Source organism: Aminobacter sp. DSM 101952, from assembly GCF_001424795.1.
GTDB lineage: Bacteria > Pseudomonadota > Alphaproteobacteria > Rhizobiales > Rhizobiaceae > Aminobacter > Aminobacter aganoensis.
Genome location: NZ_LMCL01000030.1, coordinates 187151 through 211162 on the forward strand (window position 1 = coordinate 187151; position 24012 = coordinate 211162).

24 protein-coding genes are annotated in these 24012 nt (G+C 65.5%); 18 read left to right on the forward strand and 6 right to left on the reverse strand.

What is annotated here, in order from left to right; genetic code table 11:
- Nucleotides 1–12: 12 nt before the first annotated feature.
- From ASC75_RS17365 to ASC75_RS17420, 12 genes are all read left to right on the forward strand, one after another.
- Nucleotides 13–1584: an ABC transporter substrate-binding protein gene (locus ASC75_RS17365; RefSeq protein ID WP_055978181.1), complete on the forward strand. Its 1572-nt coding sequence runs from the start codon at nucleotides 13–15 to the stop codon at nucleotides 1582–1584.
- A gap of 97 nt (nucleotides 1585–1681) precedes the next feature.
- Nucleotides 1682–2674 carry an ABC transporter permease gene (locus tag ASC75_RS17370; protein WP_055978183.1) on the forward strand — a complete coding sequence of 331 codons (993 nt, stop codon included), beginning with the start codon at nucleotides 1682–1684 and terminating at the stop codon, nucleotides 2672–2674.
- Between the two features lie 15 nt (nucleotides 2675–2689).
- Complete coding sequence (locus tag ASC75_RS17375; protein ID WP_200943466.1) at nucleotides 2690–3619, forward strand: ABC transporter permease; 930 nt, start codon at nucleotides 2690–2692, stop codon at nucleotides 3617–3619.
- Nucleotides 3620–3623: 4 nt separating this feature from the next.
- Nucleotides 3624–4592, forward strand: coding sequence for an ABC transporter ATP-binding protein (locus ASC75_RS17380; RefSeq protein WP_055978186.1), 969 nt, complete (start codon nucleotides 3624–3626; stop codon nucleotides 4590–4592).
- Nucleotides 4589–5662, forward strand: a complete 1074-nt coding sequence (locus tag ASC75_RS17385; protein ID WP_055978188.1) for an oligopeptide/dipeptide ABC transporter ATP-binding protein — start codon at nucleotides 4589–4591, stop codon at nucleotides 5660–5662. Before ASC75_RS17380 ends, ASC75_RS17385 begins: the two co-directional genes overlap by 4 nt.
- A 10-nt stretch (nucleotides 5663–5672) precedes the next feature.
- Nucleotides 5673–6335, forward strand: a complete 663-nt coding sequence (locus ASC75_RS17390) for a flavin reductase family protein (protein WP_055978190.1) — start codon at nucleotides 5673–5675, stop codon at nucleotides 6333–6335.
- A 57-nt stretch (nucleotides 6336–6392) separates the two neighbouring features.
- Nucleotides 6393–7583, forward strand: a complete 1191-nt coding sequence (locus ASC75_RS17395) for an amidohydrolase family protein (protein WP_055978192.1) — start codon at nucleotides 6393–6395, stop codon at nucleotides 7581–7583.
- A 9-nt stretch (nucleotides 7584–7592) separates the two neighbouring features.
- Nucleotides 7593–9065, forward strand: a complete 1473-nt coding sequence (locus ASC75_RS17400) for an amidohydrolase family protein (RefSeq protein ID WP_055978194.1) — start codon at nucleotides 7593–7595, stop codon at nucleotides 9063–9065.
- A 175-nt stretch (nucleotides 9066–9240) separates the two neighbouring features.
- On the forward strand, nucleotides 9241–9555 hold the full coding sequence (locus ASC75_RS17405) for a helix-turn-helix domain-containing protein (RefSeq protein ID WP_055978196.1): 315 nt from the start codon (nucleotides 9241–9243) through the stop codon (nucleotides 9553–9555).
- 2 nt (nucleotides 9556–9557) lie between these two features.
- The gene (locus ASC75_RS17410; protein ID WP_055978199.1) at nucleotides 9558–10022 is read left to right on the forward strand and encodes an SRPBCC family protein; all 465 of its coding nucleotides are present in this window, start codon (nucleotides 9558–9560) and stop codon (nucleotides 10020–10022) included.
- A 24-nt stretch (nucleotides 10023–10046) separates the two neighbouring features.
- Nucleotides 10047–10463, forward strand: coding sequence for a GFA family protein (locus ASC75_RS17415; protein ID WP_055978441.1), 417 nt, complete (start codon nucleotides 10047–10049; stop codon nucleotides 10461–10463).
- A gap of 142 nt (nucleotides 10464–10605) precedes the next feature.
- Nucleotides 10606–11268, forward strand: a complete 663-nt coding sequence (locus ASC75_RS17420; protein ID WP_244487864.1) for an NAD(P)-binding domain-containing protein — start codon at nucleotides 10606–10608, stop codon at nucleotides 11266–11268.
- Nucleotides 11269–11401: 133 nt separating this feature from the next.
- On the opposite strand, the gene ASC75_RS17425 is transcribed toward ASC75_RS17420, so the two are convergent.
- The 3 genes from ASC75_RS17425 to ASC75_RS17435 all read right to left on the reverse strand — a co-directional run bounded on the left by ASC75_RS17425 (nucleotide 11402) and on the right by ASC75_RS17435 (nucleotide 14646).
- Entirely contained in the window at nucleotides 11402–12478 is a 1077-nt protein-coding gene (locus tag ASC75_RS17425; protein WP_055978201.1) for an HlyD family secretion protein, read from the reverse strand.
- A gap of 6 nt (nucleotides 12479–12484) precedes the next feature.
- Complete coding sequence (locus tag ASC75_RS17430; protein WP_055978442.1) at nucleotides 12485–14047, reverse strand: MFS transporter; 1563 nt, start codon at nucleotides 14045–14047, stop codon at nucleotides 12485–12487.
- Between the two features lie 155 nt (nucleotides 14048–14202).
- On the reverse strand, nucleotides 14203–14646 hold the full coding sequence (locus ASC75_RS17435) for a MarR family transcriptional regulator (RefSeq protein WP_055978203.1): 444 nt from the start codon (nucleotides 14644–14646) through the stop codon (nucleotides 14203–14205).
- 212 nt (nucleotides 14647–14858) lie between these two features.
- Between ASC75_RS17435 and ASC75_RS17440 the strand changes: the two genes are divergently transcribed.
- Nucleotides 14859–15209 (forward strand): ArsC family reductase, encoded by a 351-nt coding sequence (locus ASC75_RS17440; protein WP_055978443.1) that lies wholly within the window; start codon nucleotides 14859–14861, stop codon nucleotides 15207–15209.
- On the opposite strand, the gene ASC75_RS17445 is transcribed toward ASC75_RS17440, so the two are convergent.
- Entirely contained in the window at nucleotides 15185–16105 is a 921-nt protein-coding gene (locus ASC75_RS17445; protein ID WP_055978205.1) for a LysR substrate-binding domain-containing protein, read from the reverse strand. The two genes, ASC75_RS17440 and ASC75_RS17445, sit on opposite strands and share 25 nt — an antisense overlap.
- 115 nt (nucleotides 16106–16220) lie before the next feature.
- Here ASC75_RS17445 and ASC75_RS17450 point away from each other — a divergent pair, with 115 nt between their 5' ends.
- Nucleotides 16221–16430 carry a hypothetical protein gene (locus ASC75_RS17450; RefSeq protein ID WP_055978207.1) on the forward strand — a complete coding sequence of 70 codons (210 nt, stop codon included), beginning with the start codon at nucleotides 16221–16223 and terminating at the stop codon, nucleotides 16428–16430.
- On the opposite strand, the gene ASC75_RS17455 is transcribed toward ASC75_RS17450, so the two are convergent.
- Entirely contained in the window at nucleotides 16427–16831 is a 405-nt protein-coding gene (locus ASC75_RS17455) for an MAPEG family protein (protein WP_055978209.1), read from the reverse strand. The genes ASC75_RS17450 and ASC75_RS17455 overlap by 4 nt on opposite strands.
- Nucleotides 16832–17017: 186 nt before the next feature.
- On the opposite strand from ASC75_RS17455, the gene sbmA reads away from it, so the two are divergent.
- A complete protein-coding gene (gene sbmA / locus ASC75_RS17460) occupies nucleotides 17018–18295 on the forward strand; it encodes a peptide antibiotic transporter SbmA (protein ID WP_055978210.1) in 1278 nt (425 codons plus the stop codon).
- 175 nt (nucleotides 18296–18470) lie between these two features.
- Here the strand turns inward: sbmA and ASC75_RS17465 are convergent, their stop codons facing one another.
- Nucleotides 18471–19466: a hypothetical protein gene (locus tag ASC75_RS17465; RefSeq protein WP_055978212.1), complete on the reverse strand. Its 996-nt coding sequence runs from the start codon at nucleotides 19464–19466 to the stop codon at nucleotides 18471–18473.
- 864 nt (nucleotides 19467–20330) lie between these two features.
- Here ASC75_RS17465 and ASC75_RS17470 point away from each other — a divergent pair.
- The 3 genes from ASC75_RS17470 to ASC75_RS17480 all read left to right on the forward strand — a co-directional run bounded on the left by ASC75_RS17470 (nucleotide 20331) and on the right by ASC75_RS17480 (nucleotide 23774).
- Entirely contained in the window at nucleotides 20331–20996 is a 666-nt protein-coding gene (locus tag ASC75_RS17470; protein WP_055978214.1) for a tetratricopeptide repeat protein, read from the forward strand.
- A gap of 10 nt (nucleotides 20997–21006) precedes the next feature.
- A complete protein-coding gene (gene der, locus ASC75_RS17475) occupies nucleotides 21007–22443 on the forward strand; it encodes a ribosome biogenesis GTPase Der (protein WP_055978216.1) in 1437 nt (478 codons plus the stop codon).
- A 125-nt stretch (nucleotides 22444–22568) separates the two neighbouring features.
- Complete coding sequence (locus tag ASC75_RS17480) at nucleotides 22569–23774, forward strand: cell wall hydrolase (protein ID WP_055978217.1); 1206 nt, start codon at nucleotides 22569–22571, stop codon at nucleotides 23772–23774.
- The last annotated feature ends 238 nt before the right edge of the window (nucleotides 23775–24012 follow it).

Sequence of the window (24012 nt, forward strand, 5' to 3'; positions counted from 1 at the left end):
GGGAGGAGTTCAATGAAGAAGTTCCTGCTCGCGGCCACCGCCGCGGCTTTGGTCCAGCTTGGCCTGATGGGCAATGCGAGCGCCGCCGAACTGCGCTACGCCGCGGCCGGCGACATTTACGGGCTCGACCCGCACTCGATGACAGACAGCTTCTCGATCAATTTCCTGCAGCACGTCTACGAGCCGCTGGTGCGCTACAACAAGGAGCTGAAGATCGAGCCGGCGCTGGCGCTTTCCTGGGAAGTGATCAAGCCTGACGTCATCCGCTACAAGCTGCGCCAGGGCGTCAAGTTCCAGGACGGTGCGGATTTCGGCGCCGACGACGTGGTCGTGTCGCTGATGCGCGCCACCGCCGAGAAGTCGCCGATCAAGGGCAACCTGCCGGCGCTGAAATCGGTCGAGAAGATCGACGAGCACACCGTCGACCTGCATCTCTCCGGCCCGACGCCGCTGCTCAACAACTACCTGACCAACATTGCCATCTTCGATGCCGGCTGGCTCGAGAAGAACAATGCGGTGGCCCCCGTCGATGCCCAGCTCGGCGAGGAGGGCTACACCACCACCCACGCCAACGGCACCGGCCCGTTCAAGGTCGAGAGCCGCCGTCCCGACGCCCAGACCGTTCTCGTCGTCAACGAAGGCTGGTGGGACAAGCCCGAGCACAACCTGACCAAGATCACCTTCACGCCGATCACCTCCGACGCCACCCGTGTCGCGGCCCTGCTCTCCGGAGAGGTCGACGTCATCACGCCGTCGCCGCTGCAGGATGCCAAGCGCATTGCATCCAACCCCGGCACCAAGGTGCTGGAGTCGCCCGGCCTGCGCTCGATCATGATGAACTTCAACATGCGCGATAAGCTGGTCGACGGCAACGTCGAGGGCAATCCGTTCAAGGATGCCCGGGTTCGCAAGGCCGTCTACCAGGCGATCAACATGGATCTCGTCCGCGACAAGATCATGCGCGGCAAGTCCCGCAATGCGGGCATGCAGATCGCGCCTGAAGTGCCTGGCTTCGATGCCAAGCTCAACGAGCGGTTCCCCTACGACACGGCAGCCTCCAAGGCCCTGCTGGCCGAGGCCGGTTATCCCGACGGCTTCCAGTTCAACATGAACTGCCCGAACGACGCCTACGTCAATGACGAGGAAGTCTGTCAGGCCATGACGGCGATGCTGGCTCAGGTCGGCCTCAAGGCCAAGCTGGTCACCGAGGCCCGCACCCTGCACTTCAAGAAGGCGCAGGAAGGCCAGACCGACATGTTCATGATCGGCTGGGCGACGCTGCCGATGCTCGACGGCTTCTCCGTGCTGTCGGCCATGCTGCACTCGCCCGAGGAGAAGCTCGGCACCTGGAATCCCGGCGGTTACAAGAACGCCAAGGTCGACGAGCTGGTCAAGAAGATCGACGTCGAGCTCGACGAGACCAAGCGCCGCGCCATGATGGTCGAGGCCTTCGGCATCACCGAGCAGGAAGTCGCCTGGCTGCCGCTGCACCAGCAGCCTCTGTCCTGGGCTGTGCGTGACAATGTCGAGGTCGTGCAGACCGCCGACGATCTGCTCCGCCTCTGGTACGCCAAGGTCAAGTAACCCGAACCGGGCCCCTGTCCTGCGAGGGCAGGGGCCTTTTCGCTACCGGCAAGCCCGCCGCCACGAAGCGGGCCTACCCCTCTAGGGAGCTGCGACGATGTTCGTATTCCTTGTCCGCCGTCTGCTGCAGGCCGTCATGGTCATGTTGGCCGTGGCGTTCATCGCCTTCCTGATGTTCCGGTTCCTCGGCGACCCTGTGAACAACATCGTCAGCCAGGACGCCACCCAGGTCGAGCGCGAGGAGGTGCGTCAGCGCCTGCGCCTCGACGACCCGCTGGTCATCCAGTACGGGCGTTTCGTCGCCAATGCCGCCAGCGGCGATTTCGGCATCTCCTACCGCAACAGCCGGCCTGTCAGCGCGCTGCTCGCCGAGCGCTTCCCCGCTACGGCAGAGCTCGTCCTTGTCGCCGCCATCCTGTCCTTGGCGCTCGGCATACCGCTCGGCATCTACACCGCGCTCAAGCCGCGCGGCGTCCTCAGCCAGGGGCTGCAGATATTGTCCCTGATCGGCATCTCCCTGCCCACCTTCGTCACCGGCATCCTGCTGATCCTCGTCTTCTCCGTTTGGCTCGGCTGGCTGCCGTCCTTCGGCCGCGGCGATGTCGTCGATGTCGGTTGGTGGTCGACGGGCTTCCTCACCGCTTCCGGGCTCAAGGCGCTGATCCTGCCGTCCTTCATGCTGTGCCTGTTCCAGCTGACGCTGATCATGCGGCTGGTGCGCGCCGAGATGCTGGAGGTGCTGCGCGCCGACTACATCAAGTTCGCCAAGGCGCGGGGCCTCAAGAACCGCGCCATCCACTTCCGCCATGCGCTCAAGAACACGCTGATCCCGGTCGTCACCATCTTCGGGCTGCAACTCGGCGGCCTCATCGCCTTCGCTATCATCACCGAGACGGTGTTCCAGTGGCCGGGCATGGGCGCGCTGTTCATCCAGGCCGTCAACTTCACCGACGTGCCGGTCATGGCGGCCTATCTCGTCATGGTCTCGCTGATCTTCGTCATCATCAACACCAGCGTCGACCTTCTCTACAACGTCATCGATCCGCGCCTTCGCACCGATCCGACCCGGGCCACCGGGAAGGGCGCCTGACGGGAACCCATGACCATGAGTGACACCTCCTTCACCGGGCGTCTGCGCAGCTTCGCCGACAGCGACCTGTTCTACAGCTTCCGCCGTTCGAAAACGACGGTCATCGCCGCCATGGCGCTGGCGCTGCTGTTTTTCGGCGCGATCTTCGCGCCGGTCATCGCCCCCTACGATCCGTTCGACATCGCCAATCTCAATCTGCTCGACAGCGAATTGCCGCCAGCCTGGATGGAGGGCGCCAACCCGGCCTACTGGCTCGGCACCGACACCCAGGCGCGCGACGTGCTGTCGTCCATCCTCTACGGTCTGCGCATCTCGCTCTTCGTCGGCTTTGCCTCGGTCATCCTCGCCGCCGTTCTCGGCGTCTTCCTCGGCCTGGTCGGCGGTTTCGTCGGCGGTATCGTCGACGCCGTCATCATGCGTGTCGCCGACGTCCTGCTGAGCTTCCCGGCGATCTTGGTCGCGCTGCTCATCAATGGTGTCATGCGTGGCATCCTCCCCGCCAACCAGCACGAGAGCGCGGCCATCCTCGTTCTCGTGCTGGCCATCGGGCTCACCAACTGGGTGCAATACGCCCGCACCGTGCGCGGCTCGACGCTGGTCGAGCGCCAGCGCGAATACGTCCAGGCCGCCCGCACCATCGGGGTCGGCCGCCTGCGCATCATGCTCACCCACATCCTGCCCAACGTGCTCGGCCCGGTGCTGGTCATCGCCACCATCAATCTCGGCATGGCGGTGCTGACGGAAGCGACGCTGTCCTTCCTCGGCGTCGGCATGCCGGCGACCCAGCCCTCGCTCGGCACGCTCATCCGCGTCGGCAACGAGTACCTGTTCTCCGGCATCTGGTGGGTGGTGATCTTCCCGTCGGCAACGCTCGCCGTGCTGGTCCTCGCCGTCAACCTGATCGGCGACTGGCTGCGCGACGCCCTCAATCCGAAGCTGAGGTAAGGCCATGGCCCTGCTTGAAGTCGAAAATCTGAAAGTCGAGTTCCCCACGCGCAAGGGCGTGCTCACCGCCGTCGACAACGTCTCCTTCAACGTCGAACAGGGCGAGATCCTCGGCGTCGTCGGCGAATCCGGCGCCGGCAAGTCGATGACCGGCGCCGCCGTCATCGGCCTGCTCGAACCGCCCGGCCGCATCGGCGGCGGCCAGATCCGCCTCGACGGCAAGCGCATCGACAACCTGTCGCCCGACGAGATGCGCAAGGTCCGCGGCCGCCACATCGGCGCGATCTTCCAGGACCCGCTGACCAGCCTCAATCCGCTGTTCACCGTCGGCGAGCAGCTTGTCGAGACCATCCGCACCCATCTGCCGATGTCGGCGGCGGAAGCCAGGAAGCGCGCCATCGGCTGGCTCGCCGAGGTCGGCATCCCGGCGCCCGACAGGCGCTTCGACCAGTATCCGCACCAGTTCTCCGGTGGCATGCGCCAGCGCGTCGTCATCGCGCTCGCGCTCTGCGCCGAGCCGCGGCTGATCATCGCCGACGAGCCGACCACGGCACTCGACGTCTCGGTCCAGGCGCAGATCATCGCGCTGCTCAAGCGGGTCTGCCGCGAGCGCAACGCGGCCGCGATCCTCGTCACCCACGATATGGGTGTCATTGCCGAGACCGCCGACCGGGTCGCGGTGATGTATGCCGGCCGTCTCGCCGAGATCGGCCCGGTGGCGCATGTGCTGCAGAAGCCGAGCCATCCCTATACGGCCGGCCTGATGGGCTCGATCCCGCGCGTCGGGCCGCGCCCCGAGCGGCTGATCCAGATCGAGGGCTCGATGCCGCGCCTGACCGACATTCCCGCCGGCTGCGCCTTCAATCCGCGCTGTCCCAGGGTCTTCGCCGAATGCCACCGTGTCCGGCCCGAACTGCGCCCGGTGGCCGACGGTGCCGCCGCCTGCCTGCTCTATGAAGGGGTGACGCCATGAACGCCGCACCGATTGCCGGAACCGGCCAGCCGCTGCTCCAGGTCAAGGGCCTGAAGAAGCACTTCGCCATGGCGAAGCCTTTCCTCAACCGCCTGCTCGAAGGCGGCGAACAGCAGACGGTCAAGGCCGTCGACGGTCTCGACCTCGAGATCCCGCGCGGCCAGACGCTGAGCCTCGTCGGCGAGTCCGGCTGCGGCAAGTCCACGGTCGCCCGCTTGATCATGGGCCTGTCCAATCCCTCCGGCGGCTCCATCCTGTTCGACGGCGCCGACATCTCGCGTGCGCCAGCCGGCCAGCCGGCGGACATCCGCCGCCGCATGCAGATGATCTTCCAGGATCCCTATGCCAGCCTCAACCCGCGCTGGCGCGTGGCCGACATCATCGCCGAGCCGCTGCGCACCTACGGCATGTGCGCCTCGCGCCAGGACGAACGCCGCGAGGTCGATCGCCTGCTCGAATTCGTCGGGCTGAACGCCAGGGACGGCGACAAGTTTCCGCACGAATTCTCCGGCGGCCAGCGCCAGCGCATCTCGATCGCGCGGGCGATTTCCACCAAGCCCGAGTTCCTCGTCTGCGACGAGCCGACATCGGCGCTCGACGTCTCCGTCCAGGCCCAGATCCTCAACCTGATGCGCGAGATGCAGCGCGAGCTTGGCCTGACCTACCTGTTCATCAGCCACGACCTCGCCGTGGTCAACTTCATGTCCGACTGGATCGGCGTCATGTATCTCGGCCGCCTCGTCGAGGTTTCGCCGGCGGCCGAGCTGTTCGCCAACCCGCAGCACCCCTACACCCGCCTGCTGCTCGACACGATCCCGGATCTCGGCATGTCGAAGCGCGACCGCCAGCCGGCCGCGGGCGAGGTGCCCAATCCGATCAACCCGCCGCCGGGTTGCCACTTCCATCCGCGCTGCGCGCTCGCCAACGAGCGGTGCCGGAGTGAGGCGCCCGTGCTTCGCATGTATGATGGCGGCGTTCGCGCCTCTTGCTATGCGGTCGAGGAAGGGCGTGCTATCGAGCCGATCGTGGCGCAGGCAAGTGCCGCCCACCCGCTGCGGGCTGCGGTCTGAGGGAGAAAAAATGGATTTCGATTTCGCCGAATTGCCCGAGAACGATCGCTACCGCCTGCTGTGCAGCTTCGTCGGGCCGCGGCCCATCGCGCTCGTCACCACCATCGACGAGCACGGCTGCAACAATGCCGCGCCGATGAGCTTCTTCAACGTCTTCTCGCACGAGCCGCCGCTGCTCGTCCTCGGCATGCAGACGCGCCCCGACGGCACCGCCAAGGACACCGTCGCCAACATCAGGCGCTCCGGCGAGTTCGTCGTCCACATGGTCGACATGGCCATCGCCAAGGAGATGATCGTCACCGGCATCAACTTCCCCAGCGACGTCGACGAGATCGAGGTCGCTGGCCTGACCAGCACGCCTTCGGTCAAGGTCGCGGCACCCCGCATCGCGGAATCGCCCTGCGCCATGGAGTGCCGGGTGTCGCAGATCCTCGACTACGGCCGCCGCACCATCGTCATCGGCGAGGTCGTGCAGATGTATGTCCGCGACGAGTGCCTCGACGAGCGCGGCCGCTACGTCCGGCCGGAGGTCTACCAGCCGATCGCCCGTCTGCATGCCGACAACTACATCGCCGCCGACAACCAGTTCGTGCTCAAGCGCCCGGCCGAGCTTCTCCATCATGAGGAAGCCGCCGGCTACGCCGCGCCGAAGCCGGAAAAGGTCGCCGGCTGACCACGCCGGGCGTCCGCGCCCGGCACCACCGAAATCCGACAATGCAGCGGTGCTGAAATGAAAGAACTCCTCCTCAGGAACGTCCGGCCCTTCGGCGGTGCCTTGACCGACATCCTCATCCGCGATGGCCGCATCGCCCGCATCGGCAAGGCCGAAGCCTCGACCGCCGAGGTCGAGGACGGCGGCGGCGCCATCGCCATTCCCGGCCTCGTCGAGGCGCACGCCCATCTCGACAAGTCGCTGTGGGGCATGGGCTGGCATGTCCACCAGGCCGGCCCCGCCCTCGAGGACAAGATTTCCACCGAGCGCCGCCTGCGCCGCGAACTCAACATCGATCCCGCCCGCCAGTCGGCGCGCCAGGTGGCGCTCGCCGCCTCGCATGGAACCACGGCCATCCGCAGCCATGTCGACGTCGACACCGACCAGAAGCTGTGGTGCTTCGAGGGCGTGGCCGCCACGCGTCAGCGCTTCCGCGATGTCATGGACATCGAGATCGTCGCCTTCCCGCAATCGGGCCTGATGATCCGCCCCGGCACGCTCGAACTGATGGACGAGGCACTCGCCAATGGCGCCGATGTCGTCGGCGGGCTCGATCCCTGCGGCATCGACCGCGATCCCAAGGGCCAGCTCGACGCCATTTTCGGCCTTGCCCAGAAGCACGGCAAGCCGGTCGACATCCATCTCCACGAGGCCGACGACCTCGGCGCCTTCTCGATGGAGATGATCATCGAGCGCACCCGCGCGCTCGGCATGCAGGGCAAGGTCACCGTCAGCCACGCCTTCTGCCTCGGCATGACCGACCGTGCCCGCGCCGCAGCGCTCACCGAGCATCTGGCGCATCAGGATATCGCCATTGCCACCACGGCGCCCGCCTCGCGTCCCGTGCCGCTGGCCGCCGAGCTGCGCCGCGCCGGCGTCCGCCTCTGCGCCGGCTCCGACGGCATCCGCGACACCTGGGGTCCCTACGGCAATCTCGACATGCTCGAGCGCGCGCTGTTCATCGGCCTGCGCAACAATTTCCGCAACGACGCCGACGTCGAATATGCCCTCCACATCTGCACCCAGGGCGGCGCCGACGTCATGGAGATCGCCGATTACGGCCTGCGCGAGGGCGCCTTCGCCGACATCGTGCTGCTCGATGCCGAGACCGTTCCGGAAGCGGTCGCCGCCCGTCCGAAACGCAAGCTGGTGCTGAAGCGCGGCAAGCCGGTGGCCCGCGACGGCCAGGCCCTGTTCACAGTCGAATGAGAATTTGAAATGACCGAACCATTGCTTCTCACCGCCCGCTGGGTCGTCGGCCATGTCGACGGCCGCCATGCCCTCTACCCCAATGGTGAAGTCGTCGTCTCCGGCGACCGCGTGCTCTTCGTCGGTCACGGCTACGAGGGCCCGGTCGCCCGCCGCATCGACTACGGCAACGCGCTGATCGGCCCGGGCTTCGTCGATCTCGACGCGCTTTCCGACCTCGACACCACCGTGCTCGGCTACGACAACCAGCCGGCGGCCAGGAAGGGCCGCATCTGGCCCGAGACCTACATGGAAAGCGGTCCCTTCGAGATGTACTCGGAGGAAGAACTGGCGTTCCAGAAGCGCTACGCCTTCTCGCGGCTGATCCGCTCGGGCATCACCACGGCGCTGCCCATCGCCTCGCTGTTCTACCGCCAGTGGGGCGAGACCGTCGGCGAGTTCAGCGCCGCCGCCGAAGCCGCGCGTGACCTCGGGCTGCGCGTCTATCTCGGCCCGGCCTATCGCTCCGGCAATTCGCTTGTCCGCCGCGACGGCACCATCGATTTCCATTTCGACGAGGAACGCGGCCTCGACGGCCTCGCCGACGCCGTCGATTTCTGCCGCAAGTTCGAGGGCCAGGCCAAGGGCCTGATCCGCACCATGCTGGCGCCCGACCGCATCGAGACCTGCACGCCAGAGCTGTTGAAGGCATCGGCGGCGGCGGCCGAGGCGCTCGACGTGCCGATCCGGCTGCATTGCTGCCAGTCGCCGTTCGAGTACCAGAGCGTGCTCAAGCTGCGCGGCATGAGCCCGGCCGAATGGCTGGAAAGCCTCGGCTTCCTGTCGCCGCGCGCCATCCTGCCGCACGGCACCCATGTCAGCGGCCGCAATGGCATCGACCGGCCGGGCAGGGATCTCGAGATCCTGCGCGACGGCGGCGGCACCATCGCCCATTGCCCGCTGGTCTCCGCACGCCATGGCAACGCGCTGCAGTCGTTCCGCAAATATCGCGACATGGGCATCCGCATCGGCCTCGGCACCGACACCTATCCGCCGGACATGTTCCTCAACATGCAGGTCGGCATGATGCTCTGCCGCATCGAGGAAGGCGGCACAGACGGCTGCCGCTCCGAGGACTATTACGACGCTGCCACGACCGGCGGCGCCGACGCGCTCAACCGCCCCGACCTCGGCCGCCTGCAGGCCGGCTCCGCCGCCGACCTGATCGTCGTCGATTTCGACGACCCGTTCATGGGCCAGGCCATCGACCCGATCCAGACGCTGATGCTCAACGCCTCGGCCCGGTCGGTCTCGACGGTGATGATCGCCGGTCGCTTCGTCATGGAGAACGGCGTCATCCCGGGTGTCGACGACCGAGAATACCGCAAGCGCGCGCAGGCGCAGTTCGACGGCGTCATCGCCAAATATCCGCTGCGCACCTTCAATCATCCGCCGGTCGAGGAGATCTTCTCGACGAGCTACCCGACCCACCGCAAGGCGTAAGCCCCCGACGACCTTGCACGAAAAGGGCGCCACCACGCGGTGGCGCCCTTTTTGTTGCACGCGGAGTTTGGAGCCTGCCGTGGTCTGCACGGTGCCCCTTGTCAGCAGGCATGTGCCGTGAATTGACATGCAGGTATTTGCCTGCATATTATGATCTCACTGACGAGTGAGACCTATGGACACTGACAAGGTTTTCAAAGCGCTGGGCGACCCGACACGCAGGAGGCTGCTCGACCTTCTGTGTGAACAGAACGGGCAGACGCTTGGCCAGCTTTGCGAAAACCTTGAAATGACCCGGCAATCCGCCACCCAGCACCTCGAAATCCTGGAGGCGGCCAATCTGGTGAGCACGGTCAGGCGCGGTCGGGAAAAGCTGCACTTCATCAACCCGGTGCCGTTGCACGAGGTCTACGAACGTTGGGTGCGGAAGTTCGAACGTCAGCGGCTCACCCTGCTGCACGATCTGAAGAAGGAACTCGAAGGAGAGTGACGATGACCACGGAAAAGACCAGCTTTGTCTACGTGACCTACATTCTCTCGACGCCGCAAAAGGTGTTCGAAGCCGTCACCAGGCCCGACGTCGCAAGGCGTTACTGGGGCCATGAGAACGTCTCGGACTGGAACCCCGGTTCGAAGTGGGAGCATGTCCGCGCCAATGACGAGCGCACCGTCGAGCTCGTCGGCAAGGTCATCGAAATCTCGCCGCCGTCCCGTCTCGTCATCAGTTGGGCAAACGCCTCGCAGGCCGCCGATCCGACCAGCCACAGCCGGGTGACGTTCGAGATCGAGGAATATGAGAGCATGGTTCGGCTGACCGTCATTCATGACGAGCTCGAAGCCGGCAGCGGCATGGCGAACGGCATCAGCAAAGGCTGGCCGATCGTGCTCTCCAGCCTGAAGTCCTTCCTCGAAACCGGCCGAGCCCTCGACATTTTCGCCAAGCCGAAAGCGGCCTGAGGCCAGCCAGAAAGGAGAATGTCGATGACCAGGCTCTATGCCGGCGGATGTGCCTGCGGCGCGATCCGCTATGAAACGGGCAGCCAGCCCGTCTTCGAAAACCACTGCCAATGCCGCGATTGCCAGAAACGAAGCGGCACCGGGCATGGTTCATATCTGAGTTTCGCCGGCAAGGCCGATGTCAGGATAACGGGCGAAGCGAAAACCTGGCGGGTCGCAGCCGACAGCGGCGCCGAAAAGATCCACGCCTTCTGCCCGACCTGCGGAACGCCGGTCTACCTGACATTCGTCGCAATGCCGGATGTGATCGCGATCCACGCGGCCAGCCTGGACGACCCGGGCCAGTTCAATCCGCAGGCGGTCACATACACCATCCGCGGCCACGTCTGGGACACCGTCGATCCCGCCTTGCTGCAGTTCGAGAGGATGCCGCCAGGTTGAATTGAGGCGTTGCGGATGCTGGGCGCGGGACGGTTCCTTCGACGCCTGAGACACGGTGATGCCAATCGAGGCGCTCATACGACCGGGATGCTCCGCCCCATCAGAACTAGCTGCTGATAAATGCCCGAGGAAAGGCAAAAGAATGAAAATCGGTGTCATTGGCATTGGCGAGATGGGGGGAGCCCTGGCTCGCAAGTGCAGCGAACAAGGCCATGATGTCAGCGTGGCCAATTCGCGTGGCGCAGAGGCGGTTCTGGCGTTCGCAGCCGATATCGGCGCTCGGGCGACCGACATTCGCGGAGCGGTCGATGGCGCGGAGGTCGTGCTGCTTGCGATACCTTTTCCGGCCGCGGCTAAGCTTCCGACGGATCTGTTCGATCGCGCTGCGGACGACGTGGTCATCATTGATGTCAGCAACTATTTTCCCGGGATACGCGACCCGCATCTTGTCGAGATCGATGTCGGGATGCCTGAAAGCATCTGGGTGTCGCGGCAGCTAGGGCGCCCGATCTTCAAGGCGTTCAACAGCTTGTTGTTCTACACTCTCGCCGAACTCGGCACGCCGGAAGGCACGCAGGGACGTCTCGCAATTCCGGTGGCTGGTGATGATGCGCGAGGCAAGCAGATCGTCATGAGGCTGATAACTGAATTCGGCTTTGACCCCGTCGACGGCGGGTCCCTGGCGCAGTCCTGGCGCCAGGGACCCGCTTACGCCTGTTTATTGCTGCGATTACGATGCCGACAAGACCCGCCATGCCCTTGCTGCGGCAGTCCAGGGCAAAGCGCCGAGAATCCGCGACAATGAATGGTGGGACAGCCACCTCCGGCTCTTTGCCGATAATCCGACATATGCCGAAGTCCACGCAGCACAGATTGCCACGAACCGCGCGCTGAACCCACTCTAGTGTTGGCTTTCAGGACGTCCTGAAAGCCAACATTTAATGTGCTGCCGTCTCGACCAGTGGCTGCGCCGCCGTGTCGATGCTGACCACCACCGACATGCCGGGCGCCAGCCTGTCGGCCATCGCCTGGCCCGGCTCGATGCTGATGCGTACCGGCAGGCGCTGCGCCACCTTGGTGAAGTTGCCGGTGGCGTTGTCGGGCCGTAGCACGCTGAATTCCGATCCGGTCGCCGGGGCAAATCGCTCGACGTGGCCGTCGAGCCGGGTGTGTCCCAGCGCGTCGACGGTGAATGTCACCGGCTGGCCCGCCTTCATGCCGGCAAGCTGGGTCTCCTTGAAATTGGCGACCACCCAGATCCGCTCGGGCACCAGCGCCACCAGCTGCGTGCCCGGCGCCACATATTTTCCGAGCCGCGCGCCGACCTCGCCGAGCCGCCCGTCCTCGGGCGCCACGATGCGTGTGTTCTTGAGGTCGATCTCGGCGAGATGCACGGTTGCTTCCGCGCCCGAGACCGCTGCTTCCAGTGCTGCGCGGCTGACGATCGTCGCTTGCAGGTCTTGCCGCGTCACCTCGAGTGCGGCTTCCGCCTGGCTGTGGGCGGCGCGCGCCTGTTCGAGTGCGGTGCGCGACTTGTCGGCTTCGCTCAGCGTCGACACGCCGCGCGCCAGCAGCGGCTCGATCCGGCCCCAGCTTGCCAGGGCATTGTCATAGGCGACCTTGGCGGAAGCGACCTGCGCCTCCGCCGACTTGACGCGCGCCTCGGCCGAATGCCGCTGCTGCTCGGAATTCGCCAGTGCCGCCTGCTGCGATGCCAGTGTCGCCCGCGCCTGTTCCAGCTTCTGGACGAAGATGCGGTCGTCGATCCGGACCAGCAGCTGGCCCGCCTCGACGTTCTGGAAATCCTGCACCGCGACTTCGGCGACAGTCCCCGACAGTTGCGGCGCCAGTATGGTCGGCTGGCCGCGCACATAGGCGTTTTCGGTGATCTCGACCGAACTCCTGAACGGCGGCAGTTGCCAGACATAGAGGATCAGCGTCAGCCCGGCGATGCCGAGGAGGATGGCCAGGATGGTGCTGGCGGAACGCAGGAGATGGAGGCTCTTGGATAGCATGGCGGTTCACGTAGTGGCTGGAACTTGGGGCGCGGCGGTCCGGTTTCGGAGGGCCACGATGGCGATATGGGCGAGAAGCAGGACCAGCGACACCAGCGCGATCGCCGTGATCAGCAGGAAGGCGTCGTTGTAGGCTAGCACATAGGCCTCGCGCGTCGCCTGCTGCGACAGCAACTGCAGCCCCTCGGCGTTCAGCAACGCCTTGTCGGTGATGACGCGCGAATAGGCGCCGCCGAGCTGGGCCACGCGCTGCGCCACCAGCGGGTCGGTCAGCGCGATGTCTTCCACCAGCATGTTGTGGTGAAACTGCTCGCGGCTGGTGACGAAGGTGGTGAACACCGCCGAGCCCAGCAGGCCGCCGAGGCTCTGGGTGGTCAGGAACACGATGATGAAGCTGAGGATGTAGTTCGGCCCCTTCTTGAGCGCCGACATCAGCCCGCTCTTCATCGCCGGCGGCAGGATCAGCGCCCCGGCAAAGGCGATCAATGCCTGGCTGTAGAACACCTGCTCCGGCCGCGTCAGGTTGGTGGCGCGGCTGTCCATGTAGGCACCGATGGCGATCAGGATCAGCGCCGCGATGTGGATGCGCTCCTCCTTGCCGTGCTTCATCAGCGCGGCACAGGTCAGCCCGCCGGCGATCGAGGCGACCAGGATCACCCCATAGACCGAGCGCGTCTGTTCGTTGCTGAGGCCGAGCGCCTGGAACAGGCTGGAGGCGCCCAGCGTCTGTTCGGACAGCACCAGGCGGAACATCAGCAGCACGCCGGTGAAATGCAGGATCGGCGGGCTCGCCAGCCAGCGTATGTCGAGCAGCGGGTTCTCGCGGTTGAGCTCGATGACGGCGGCAATGGTGATGCAGGCCACGGCCAGCGCCAGCAGCACGCCGATCCACGGCGCTTCCAGCCACCAGTAGAGCCGCCCCAGCACCAGCACGATGGCGGTTGCCCCGAAGCCTGTGGCGATAAGCAGGTAGCTGATCACGTCGAGCTTCCCGATCACCCTGGCGCGCGGCTGCGGCGCCAGCGGCAAGGCGTAGACCAGCGCGAAGGCGACCATCGCCATGCCGAGCTCGAACATGGTCACGGCGTGAAAGCCGCCGATGTCGAACAGGGCGGGCGAGATCAGCCGCGCCACCGGCGATCCCAGCGCGATGCTGGTCAGCGCCAGCGGCAGGCCGACATTCAGCTTCTTTTCCGGCGAAAACGATTCCAGCATGTAGAGGAAGGCGAGTGTCGACATCGGTGCGGCCGCGATGCCGCTCATGAAGCGCACCGCCAGCGCCGACTGCAGGTCGGAGATGAACAGGTTGAGCACGCAGGCGACGACGAAGCCGAGGATGCTCAGCTCGGCGAAGTTGCGCAGGCCGTATTGCGTCCTGATCTTGATCAGCGCCAGCGCCAGCGAGACGTTCGGCGCCATGTAGGCGGCGACCAGCCACGTCGTCTCCGTCGCCGTCGCGCCGATCGAACCCTGGATCTGCGGCACGTTGGCGGCGACCAGGTTCATGCCCAGCCCCTGCGTCAGCGCCAGCACCACCGAGGCGCAGACATAGGCCGCGGCCATCGGCATCGGCTTGGGCACGAAGGCCGGGGGTGCTGGCGCCGGCGCAGCAGGCTGCGGCGCGACAGGCACCTCACTCCGGGTCGCCGCAGCGGCTTGCCCGGGCTCGGCCGTCTTACCACGGCCTTCGCCGGTATCCGGTGCCTGCTGCATCTCGGCCATCCCTATTCGCAGGCGGCCTCGCCGATGTTGCGGCTGAGCACGCTCAGCACGCGGGTGGCGCTCTCGATGTCGGCGTCGTCGACGCCGGCCAGCACCCGGTTGCGCAGCTCGGCGACGAAGGCCCGCATGCCGTCGGTCTCGCGCCGGGCGGTGGGCGTCAGGAAGATGCGTTTTGCGCGCCGGTCGTCGTCGGTGGTGCAGCGCACCACCAGCCCCTTCTTTTCCAGTCCGTCGATCAGGCCGACCAGCGACGGCTGCTCGATGTGCATCTGCTCCGCCAGCTCGGCCTGCGTCTTGCCTTCGCACTCGGCGATCTGCATCATCAGCCGGGCGCGCGCCAGCGTCAGCCCGCGCTTCTTGACCCGGGCGTCGAACATCGTCCGCATCTTGCGGTTGACCTTCAGCAGTTCGTCGAAAAATGCCGCCTTCAAGGCTTCGTCGCTCATCTCGATCCCCTTTTTTATTAGTATAGAAATGATTAGCTTCCTATGTAATTAATCCCGAGGCGTTTTGCAAGGCGTACAGCACCGGCACCGGCGCCGCCGCGCGCTTGCCAAAGCGGCCTCGATGTACAAGCTAGCCGCAACCGAAACGGTCGAGTCGGCAATGCCGCCCGGCCGCCAGACGCGGAGGCCCGACCTTGCCCATCAACCCGACCTTGCCCATCAAAATGTACGGCATCAAGAACTGCGACACGATCAAGAAGGCTCGCATTTGGCTCGAGGGCCGCGGCGTCGCCTACGACTTCCACGACTACAAGGCAGCCGGCGTCGACCGCGCAAGCCTGGAAAAGTGGGTTGGCGAGTTCGGCTGGGAGACCGTGCTCAACCGCGCCGGCACCACCTTCAAGAAGCTGCCCGACGCCGACAAGGCCGGCATCGATGCCGAAAAGGCCGTCGCGCTGATGCTGGCGCAGCCCTCGATGATCAAGCGCCCGATGCTCGATCTCGGCAGCCGCCGCATCGTCGGCTTCAAGCCCGAAATCTACGACGCTGCCTTTTCGGGCTGACATCCGAACCGCGCCATCGTCGCGGCAACCTCCTCGGCCAGCCAGCCTGAAAACTCCCTGACCTTGCGCGGCGGCCGCTCGGTCGCCGACGTCACCAGGTAGTAGCCGAGCCCGCTCGCCACCGTGATGCCGAACGGCGCCACCAGCCGCCCGTCGGCCAAGGCGTCGGCCGACAGCAACTGCCAGGCCAGCGCCACGCCCTGGCCGGCGATCGCCGCATCGATGCCGAGGATCGGGTCGGTGAAGGCAGGGCCCGCCGGCAGCACCGGGTAGGGCGCAAGCCCCGCCGCCTCGAACCAGCGCTCCCAGCTGATCATGGTGCTTTCGTCGGCGATGACCGGCAGCTGCGCGATGTCGGCCGGCCGCTTCAGCCTGGCCGCCAGCGCCGGCGCGCAGACGGGAAACACCTCCTGCGCCAGCAAAAGCTCCGCCCGCACCCCCGGCCACTTGCCGTCGCCCATGCGGATCGCCAGGTCGACGTCGGAATGGTCGAGATCGACAAGCCCGGTCGAGGCGTCGATCCTCAGCTTCAGCTCGGGAAAACGCTGGTTGAAGCGGCTGAGCCGCTGCACCAGGAAGCGCGAGGCGAAGGCCGGCGCCACCGACACCACCAGCATCTTCGAACTCGCCTCGTCGGCCAGCGCCACCGCGCGCCCCAGCTCCTGGAAGCCGCTCGTCAGCCTGGCGCAGAACTTGGCGCCGAACGCCGTCGGCGCCAGCCCCGTCCCGGTGCGCTGGAAGATCGCGCGGCCCAGCTGCGCCTCGGTGCGGCCGATCTGCTGGCTCACCGCACTGGCCGAGACGCCCAGCTCCTCTGCCGCCTTGACCAGCGAGCCGCAGCGCGCCACGCTCTCCACCGCGCGGAGCCCGTTGAGATGCACGCGGTTGAGATGCACGCGACTGAGCGCCTGACTTGAGATTTTCTAAACTCCGTCAGCCAAGTTCTTGATTGTAGGAACAGCGTTTATAGCCGAATTTGAGTGAAAGGACCAACGCTTCGGGAGAAGTCAGATGAAGATTTTCTCAAGCCTCACCACCCTGCTGCAAGGCCGGCACGACAACCAAGGCAGCGACAGCGAACGCTTTCTCGCCTGGCTGCGCGATCCGCTGTCCCATCCCGACATAGAGCGCATGGATGCACGCGAGCTCGGCGACCTGCCGCTCGGTCGTGGCTTCAGGCGGGCCCTGCCGGTTCCGGGCGAGGGCGCCTGCCGCGCCTAGATAAGCGCGAGCGCATGACCCAGCACGCCGAGTGCCGCGGCAGCGATCGTCATCATGCTCAGCCCGAAGCCGGTCGCCCGCTGCCAATGCGCCGCCGTCTGGTGGGTGAAGTGCCAGGCATGGACCGCGCGGCCGAAGGTGAAGGCCGCGCCCAGCACATGGATAGCCAGCGCCGGCGCGCCGAGCACTGCGGCAAGGCCGAGCAGGATCAGCATCACCGGCATGTTCTCGGCGGCGTTGGCATGGCCGCGCATGGTCCTGCGCAGATGCTCCACCCCGCCGTCGCCGATCGCCACCATGTGCCTGCGCCGCACCAGCGCGGTCGCCATCGTCAGCCACAGCAGGATCAGGGCATTGAGCGCGGCATAGAGCCCGGCTGCGGCAAGGGCTGACTGGTTCATCGCGGGTTCCGTGCTTGCATTGCCAAACTGTAATGGTCGGGGGCCGAAAATCGCCACGATCCGGCGCGCATTGCAATGTCGATGCGCCCGCGGGGATTCCCATCCGGCGCGAAGTATGACTTCATGCGGCAAATTGCATATGCATGTTTTGCATGGGCCGCAGAACGCCGAAAGGAACCCTGAAGCGTGTTCGTATCCTTCTTCCCGCAGCCGAAGCTGTTTTTCTCCTCGGCTGCCGTCTGGAGCCTCGTCCTTGTCCTGGCTTGGTTCTTCGGAGGCGAACAATTGGGGGCCGTCTTCGGTATGCCGCCGGCGGCTGCCGACGCCCCCAAGATCATCGGCGTGTCGGTGTTCTGGTCGCCGCCCTTCCTGTGGTTCTACATCTATTTCTTCGTCGGCGTGATGATCTTCTACGCCTTTTGGGCCTGGTTCTCGCCGCATCCCTGGCAGCGTTGGTCGGTCCTCGGCACGGCGCTCATTCTGTTCGTCGTCTATTTCCAGGTCCAGGTCAGCGTCGCCGTCAACAACTGGTACGGCCCGTTCTACGACCTCATCCAGAACGTCCTGTCCAAGGCCACCACGGCGACCGACGAGCAGCTCTATTGGGAGGTCGCGAGCTTTGCCGGCCTGGCCTTGCTGGGCATGAACATTGCCGTCGTCAACGCCTTCTTCGTCAGCCACTGGATCTTCCGCTGGCGCATGGCGATGAACGGCTACTACATGGAACACTGGTCGCGCCTGCGCCACATCGAGGGTGCCTCCCAGCGCGTGCAGGAAGACACCATGCGCTTTGCCCAGATCATGGAGGGCCTGGGTGTCAACTTCATCGACTCGATCATGACGCTGATTGCCTTCACGCCGGTGCTCATCCAACTGTCGACCCACATCACGCACCTGCCGCTGCTGGGTGAAGTCAAGCAGCCGCTTCTGGTCGCAGCCATCGCCTGGTCGATCTTCGGCACGGTCAGCCTGGTTCTTGCCGGCTATAAGCTGCCGGGTCTGCAGTTCCGCAACCAGCGCGTCGAGGCCGCCTACCGCAAGGAACTCGTCTATGGCGAGGATCACGAGGACCGCGCCCAGCCGGCAACCGTCACCGAATTGTTCGCCAACGTCCGCCGCAACTACTTCCGGCTCTATTTCCACTACGTCTATTTCAACGTCGTCCGCTACACCTACCTTCAGGCCAACAACATCTTCTCGCTGGTCGTCATGGTGCCGTCCATTGCGGCCGGAAAGCTGACGCTCGGCCTGATGAACCAGATCAGCTACGCCTTCTCCCAGGTCACCAGCTCGTTCCAGTTCCTGGTCAATTCCTGGTCGACCATCGTCGAGCTGCTGTCGGTCTACAAGCGCCTGCGCGCCTTCGAGGCGACGCTCGTGGGCGAGGCGCTGCCCGACATCGACCAGCGCTATCTCGATCGCGAAAAGGCTGGCTTGAAGCCTAAAGACCAGCCGGTGGCGTGATTGGTCTGGCGCAACGTCCGCGCTCCCCTCCCCCTTGAGGGGTGGGGGTGAAGTTCTCCTACCCTTATGATTTTTGGATGATGGCCAGCGGAAGCGTTGGCAGTACCCCCACCCTCTATCCCTCCCCACAAGGGGGAGGGGGGCGTCACCGTCCCGTTTGAAGAAAAGCCTCGCTTCACCCGCCGGTCTGCACCGGGGCGTCGTTGCGCCGCGCCACGAAGTCGGCATAGCTGATGCATTCGACGTCCGATTTCACGCACACCTCGCTGGCGAAGCGTTCCAGCGCGCGCCAATAGGCCCCGTCGTTCATCAGCGTGAAGTGGAAGCCGATCTGCAGCGGGATGCGGCCGCCCGCATATTGCGTGTCGAAGGCCTGCCGGAACGCGCCATAGGCGCGGTTTTCGTATGTCGCCGCTTCTTCGGGCTTGTCCACGCCGCCGGAGTGGCGGACGTACAGATTATAGTCCATCGCGATGATGCGCCGCTCCGAAGGGCCCTCCGGAATGAGCGGCAGCGCAAACTCCATCATGCTGCCGTCGAGCCGGGGTTCTTCCGGCCCGCGCGACACGCCGCTGGCATTGTAGGCAAAACCCTTGTCGTGCAGCGCCGCCGTCAGGCCCTTGCTGTCGGACAGATATGGCGCCCGGAAGCCCTTCACCGAGGCGGCGATGCCGGCCCAGCCAGCCGGCTCGGGCGCAATGCCGTTGATCTTGTAGGCATCGCGCATGATGGTCGAGAAGGCGTCGAACTCCTTGGTCCACTCGGCCTTGCTCCACTTGCCGCCGTCGAAATGGCCGCAGCCGTGGCTGGCGATTTCGTTGCCTTCGGCTGCCGCCAGGTTGATCTGGCCCAGCCTGTCGGCCACCTCCTGCCTGTTCATGGCGAAGCCGACATTCGACTTGCCTGCCGATTTGCCCGGCGCGCGGTACTCGGCGCGGGTCTCGCGCGACAGAAGGAAGACGCAGGACAGGAAATAGGTGAAGCGTGCCCCGCTGCGTGCGGCGAGGTTGCGGCTGCGCTGCCACTGGGCGACATCGTGCGCGCCGTCGAACGAGATCAGCACCACTTGCGGTTCCTTGACCTCGTCGACCTTGGGGGCAGGGCCGGCCGCCGCCGGCAACGCCATCAGCGATGCGGACAACAGGACACTGAGGCGGAACGCTTTGGACATGGCGAACTTCGATGCGATTTCGGGGGCTTGGCGACAAAAGGCGGGTACGGCCGAAATGTGGCATGGATGCGTTCGCGGTGGAATGCGGCATGTAGCGTGGTGCTGGGTGCAGTTGGCCCGGCGTGGAATGTTTCTTCACGGTCGGTGATTGTTGTTGGGTCCTGCGGCTCCTGATCTTCATCGCCTCATTCCTTCGCGCTCCCCTCTTGCCTGGGGGGTGAGATGCGGTCCGCGCAGCGGACGAAAAACCAACTGCTTGGCTTTTCGAGCATCGAACGCCGGCAAGGCAGAGGGGGGGCGAAGGAATGAGAGGCCAGAAGTTTGCTTCACAAGGCACTGCCTCCGCCTCCCACGTGTCACCATCTGTCAGCAATCCGCGTGGATAGCCGGCCCTGTTTCTCCACGCCCTCCAGACCTCCCTTACAATCCATGCCAGTTCCTCCCGCGGGAACGCCGGTCGCGACGGTGGCATGCGGGGAGGAACCGGCGCCTCCGCTCGTGGGCTAACGTGGCTCACGGTCCGGGGAGGTTCCGTCCAAGGGTTCCCCTTCGGGCACTACGGCCCGGGTGCGCTGGACGATGCGCTAGTGGGGGCACGGGCGAAAATGCCGATGCCCCGGAAGCGGAACGGACGGGAACAGAAATCGCCGGCGGGGCGCGGACGTCGCGCCATTACTAAACTATCGGAAGGCACGGCCTCGCGCCCCGCTTCCGAAGGATGACAATGGCCAGACCGGAAACGGGGCGTGGCAAGGCAGGTTCTTGCCTTTCACCGAATTTCCACCCCGCCCCCTTCCATGGCGGCGAAATTCCGCTAAAACGCAGGCTCAAACGGCCCCGAGGGGGCAAAGGTGGTTGGATAGCATGTCGGACGACAGTTTCTTTCGTGAGGTAAACGAGGAAATTCGCCAGGAGCAGGCGAAGGCCCTGTGGGACCGTTTTGGCCCCTTGGCCATCGTGCTCGCCGTTCTGGTCGTGATCGGCACGGGCCTTTTCGTCGCCTGGGAATATTGGGTCGAGACCGAGGCCAACCGCTCCGGCGACCAGTTCTCGCAGGCGCTGACGCTCGCCAACTCCGGCAAGGCCGACGAGGCGCTCGCCGCCTTCGAAGCGCTCGAAAAGGATGGCTACGGCGCCTATCCGCTGCTGGCCAGCATGCGTGCCGCCACCGTCCAGGCCGACAAGCGCGACTTCAAGGCTGCGATCGCCGGCTTCGACGAAGTCGCCGCCGACAGCTCGATCCCTGCCGTCATCCGCGACATCGCCCGCCTGCGCGCCGCCATGCTGCTGGTCGACCACGGCTCCTACGCCGACGTCTCGGCCCGCGTCGAGGCGCTGACCAACGACACCAATCCGCTGCGCCATTCCGCCCGCGAGGCTCTCGGCCTCTCCGCCTGGAAGGAAGGCAAGCTTCCCGACGCGCTCAAGCTGTTCGAGCAGATCGCTTCCGATGAAGGCGCCCCGCGCAACGCGCGTCAGCGCTCCAACCTCCTGGCCGAACTGATCCGCGGTTCCGGCAACGCGTCGTGATGCGGGCCCGATGGCTTTCAAGATTGCGATAATCGGCCGGCCCAACGTCGGCAAATCCACTCTTTTCAACCGCTTGGTGGGAAAGAAGATTGCCCTTGTCGACGACACGCCAGGCGTGACGCGCGACCGCCGCGTCCATCCGGCCAAGCTTTACGATCTCGTCTTCGACGTCATCGACACCGCTGGTTTCGAGGACGCCGGTGCGGCGACCTTGCAGGGCCGCATGCGGGCTCAGACCGAGATCGCCATCCACGAGGCCGATCTCATCTTCTTCATGGTCGACGCCAAGGCCGGCCTGACCCCTGACGACCGTACCTTCGTCGAGATCGTGCGCCGCTCCGGCAAGCCGGTGGTGCTCGTCGCCAACAAGTCCGAGGCGCGCGGCGCCCAGGGCGGCGCGCTCGAGGCATGGGAACTCGGCATCGGCGAACCGGTGCAGATTTCGGCCGAGCATGGCCTCGGTATGCCCGACCTGCGCGACGCCGTCGTCGAGGCGCTCGGCAAGGAACGCGTCTTTGCCGACGACGAGGACGATGCCGACGACATCGCCGAAAGCGACGTGCTAATCGGCGAGGACATCGCCGATCCCGACGCCGAGGACGAGCACGCCTACGACGAGACCAAGCCGCTGCGCATCGCCGTCGTCGGCCGGCCCAATGCCGGCAAGTCGACGCTGATCAATGCGCTGATCGGCGAAGAGCGCCTGCTGACCGGACCGGAAGCCGGCATCACCCGCGATTCGATCTCGGTCGACTGGGATTGGCGCGGCCGCGGCATCAAGCTGTTCGACACCGCCGGCATGCGCCGCAAGGCCAAGGTCCAGGAAAAGCTCGAAAAGCTCTCGGTGCAGGACGGCCTGCGCGCCATCCGCTTCGCCGAGATCGTCATCATCGTGCTCGATGCGACGATCCCGTTCGAGAAGCAGGACCTGCAGATCGCCGACCTGATCATCCGCGAGGGCAGGGCACCCGTCATCGCCTTCAACAAGTGGGACCTCATCGACAACCCGCAGGAAGCGCTCGCCGAACTGCGCGAAAAGACCGAGCGGCTGCTGCCTCAGGCGCGTGGCCTGCAGGCGGTGCCGATGTCGGCCGAAACCGGTCGCGGGCTCGACAAGCTGATGGACGCGGTCATGAAGACGCACCGCGTATGGAACAGCCGCATCTCGACCGGCAAGCTCAACCGCTGGCTCGAAGGCATCCTGGCCCATCACCCGCCGCCCGCCGTCGCCGGCCGCCGCCTCAAGGTCAAGTACATCACCCAGGCAAAGACCAGGCCGCCCGGCTTCGTCGTCTCCTGCTCGCGCCCCGATGCGATGCCGCAGTCCTATGTGCGCTATCTCGTCAACAATTTGCGCGACGCCTTCGACATGCCCGGCGTGCCGATCCGCATGGCGCTGCGCACCTCGGACAACCCGTTCGCCGGGCGCGCCAAAAAGAAGAAGTGAAGCATCGAAGGGCTCGCATCGCGGGCCCTTCTTGCATGGCGCACCGTTGCGCCCGTTAACGCTCCATCAAGGTTAATGCATCATTTTCATCTCCAGTAGGGTGTGTTGCGTCCTGGAGAGTTTCCGTGCATCGACGAGTTGTGAAGCGGCGGTTTGCTGCTGCCCGCGAGGGAATTGCTGCTGCCCGCGAGGGAAGACGTTCGTTCCTGGCGCCCGCCATCGTCGGGCTCGGAATCTGGCTCGGCTTTCCCACCGTCGCTGCCTACCAGGACATGACCAGCCTCGTCTCCGGCCTCGAAGGCCCCAAGGCGCGCTGGAGCTCCTACGTCGAGAAAGCCGCCGCCGGCTCGGTCCATGCCGCCGAAATGCCCTTCGTCGACGGCATCGTCACCGGCCCGATCTCAGGGTCGGGCGTCAAGATCGCCGGCGTCGGCACCGTCTCGTTCCGCGGCAAGAAATTCGGCGCATCCGATCTTCCCGACGAGGACCGCATCGTCCGCGTCGACAAGAAGGGCCGCATCATCAATGTCTCGCCGGTCGCGCCGCCGAGGAATTTCACCGCCGGTTCGGTATTCGAGCGCACCAGCTCGTTGCTGCGCCCGGCGCTCGATAGCAGCATCAAGATGACCTTCGCCAAGCCCGACATCCGGGGCAAGGAAGTCGAGATCGCCGCCGCCTTCCACGCCAAGGAAACGAAGAGCAAGGCCTCCGGCGTGCCGCCGATGCTGGCGTCGCTGGTCAACAACGACAAGCCGGACATCCTCGCCACCGCCTACGCCCCGGCCGAGCCTGACTATGCCAAGGCTTCGCCCTTCGAAGCGCTGCTGCGCGACGAGGACGAGGCGAGCGGCCGCTTCATCCCGCCGATGGGCAAGGGCGATCATGCGTGGCTGCAGAACCCGCTGCCGGCCAGCGTCTTCTCCAAGGCCGAGCAGGCCTGCCTCGCCAACGGCATCTACTTCGAGGCGCGTGGCGAATCGGTGCGCGGCCAGGCGGCCGTCGCCCAGGTCATCCTCAACCGCGTCCGCAACCCTGCCTATCCCGGCAGCATCTGCGGCGTCGTCTACCAGAATGACGGCTGGTTCAACCGCTGCCAGTTCTCGTTCGCCTGCGACGGCATCAAGGACCGAGTCACCAGCCCGTCGCACTACAAGACGGCCCAGGATGTCGCCATGGCGGTCACCGCCGGCAAGATCTTCATCCCCGAGGTCGGTTCGTCGACCCATTACTACGCCAACTACGTCAATCCGGGCTGGGCCCGCGGCATGAAGAAGATGACCAAGATCGGCCTGCACATCTTCTATCGCACCTATGGCGGCGGCTGGAGCTGACGCGCTCATGCCTGGCTCGTGGAGTCGGGCCGGCGGGGCGATTGGCGCGGGATTCGGCCGCTGATCGCCGGACGGAGCAGCGGGCAGGATGTCGCACTTCGCCAACCTCATGATTTTCTTATATAAAATACTTAGTTAGATGGGCGTCCCCGTGGCTTGACGGGCAGGGGCCCTCTAACTATGTTGCCGGCGACTTTGAAGCGGACGAACGGATACGCTCGGACCGGGCGGGAGTTTG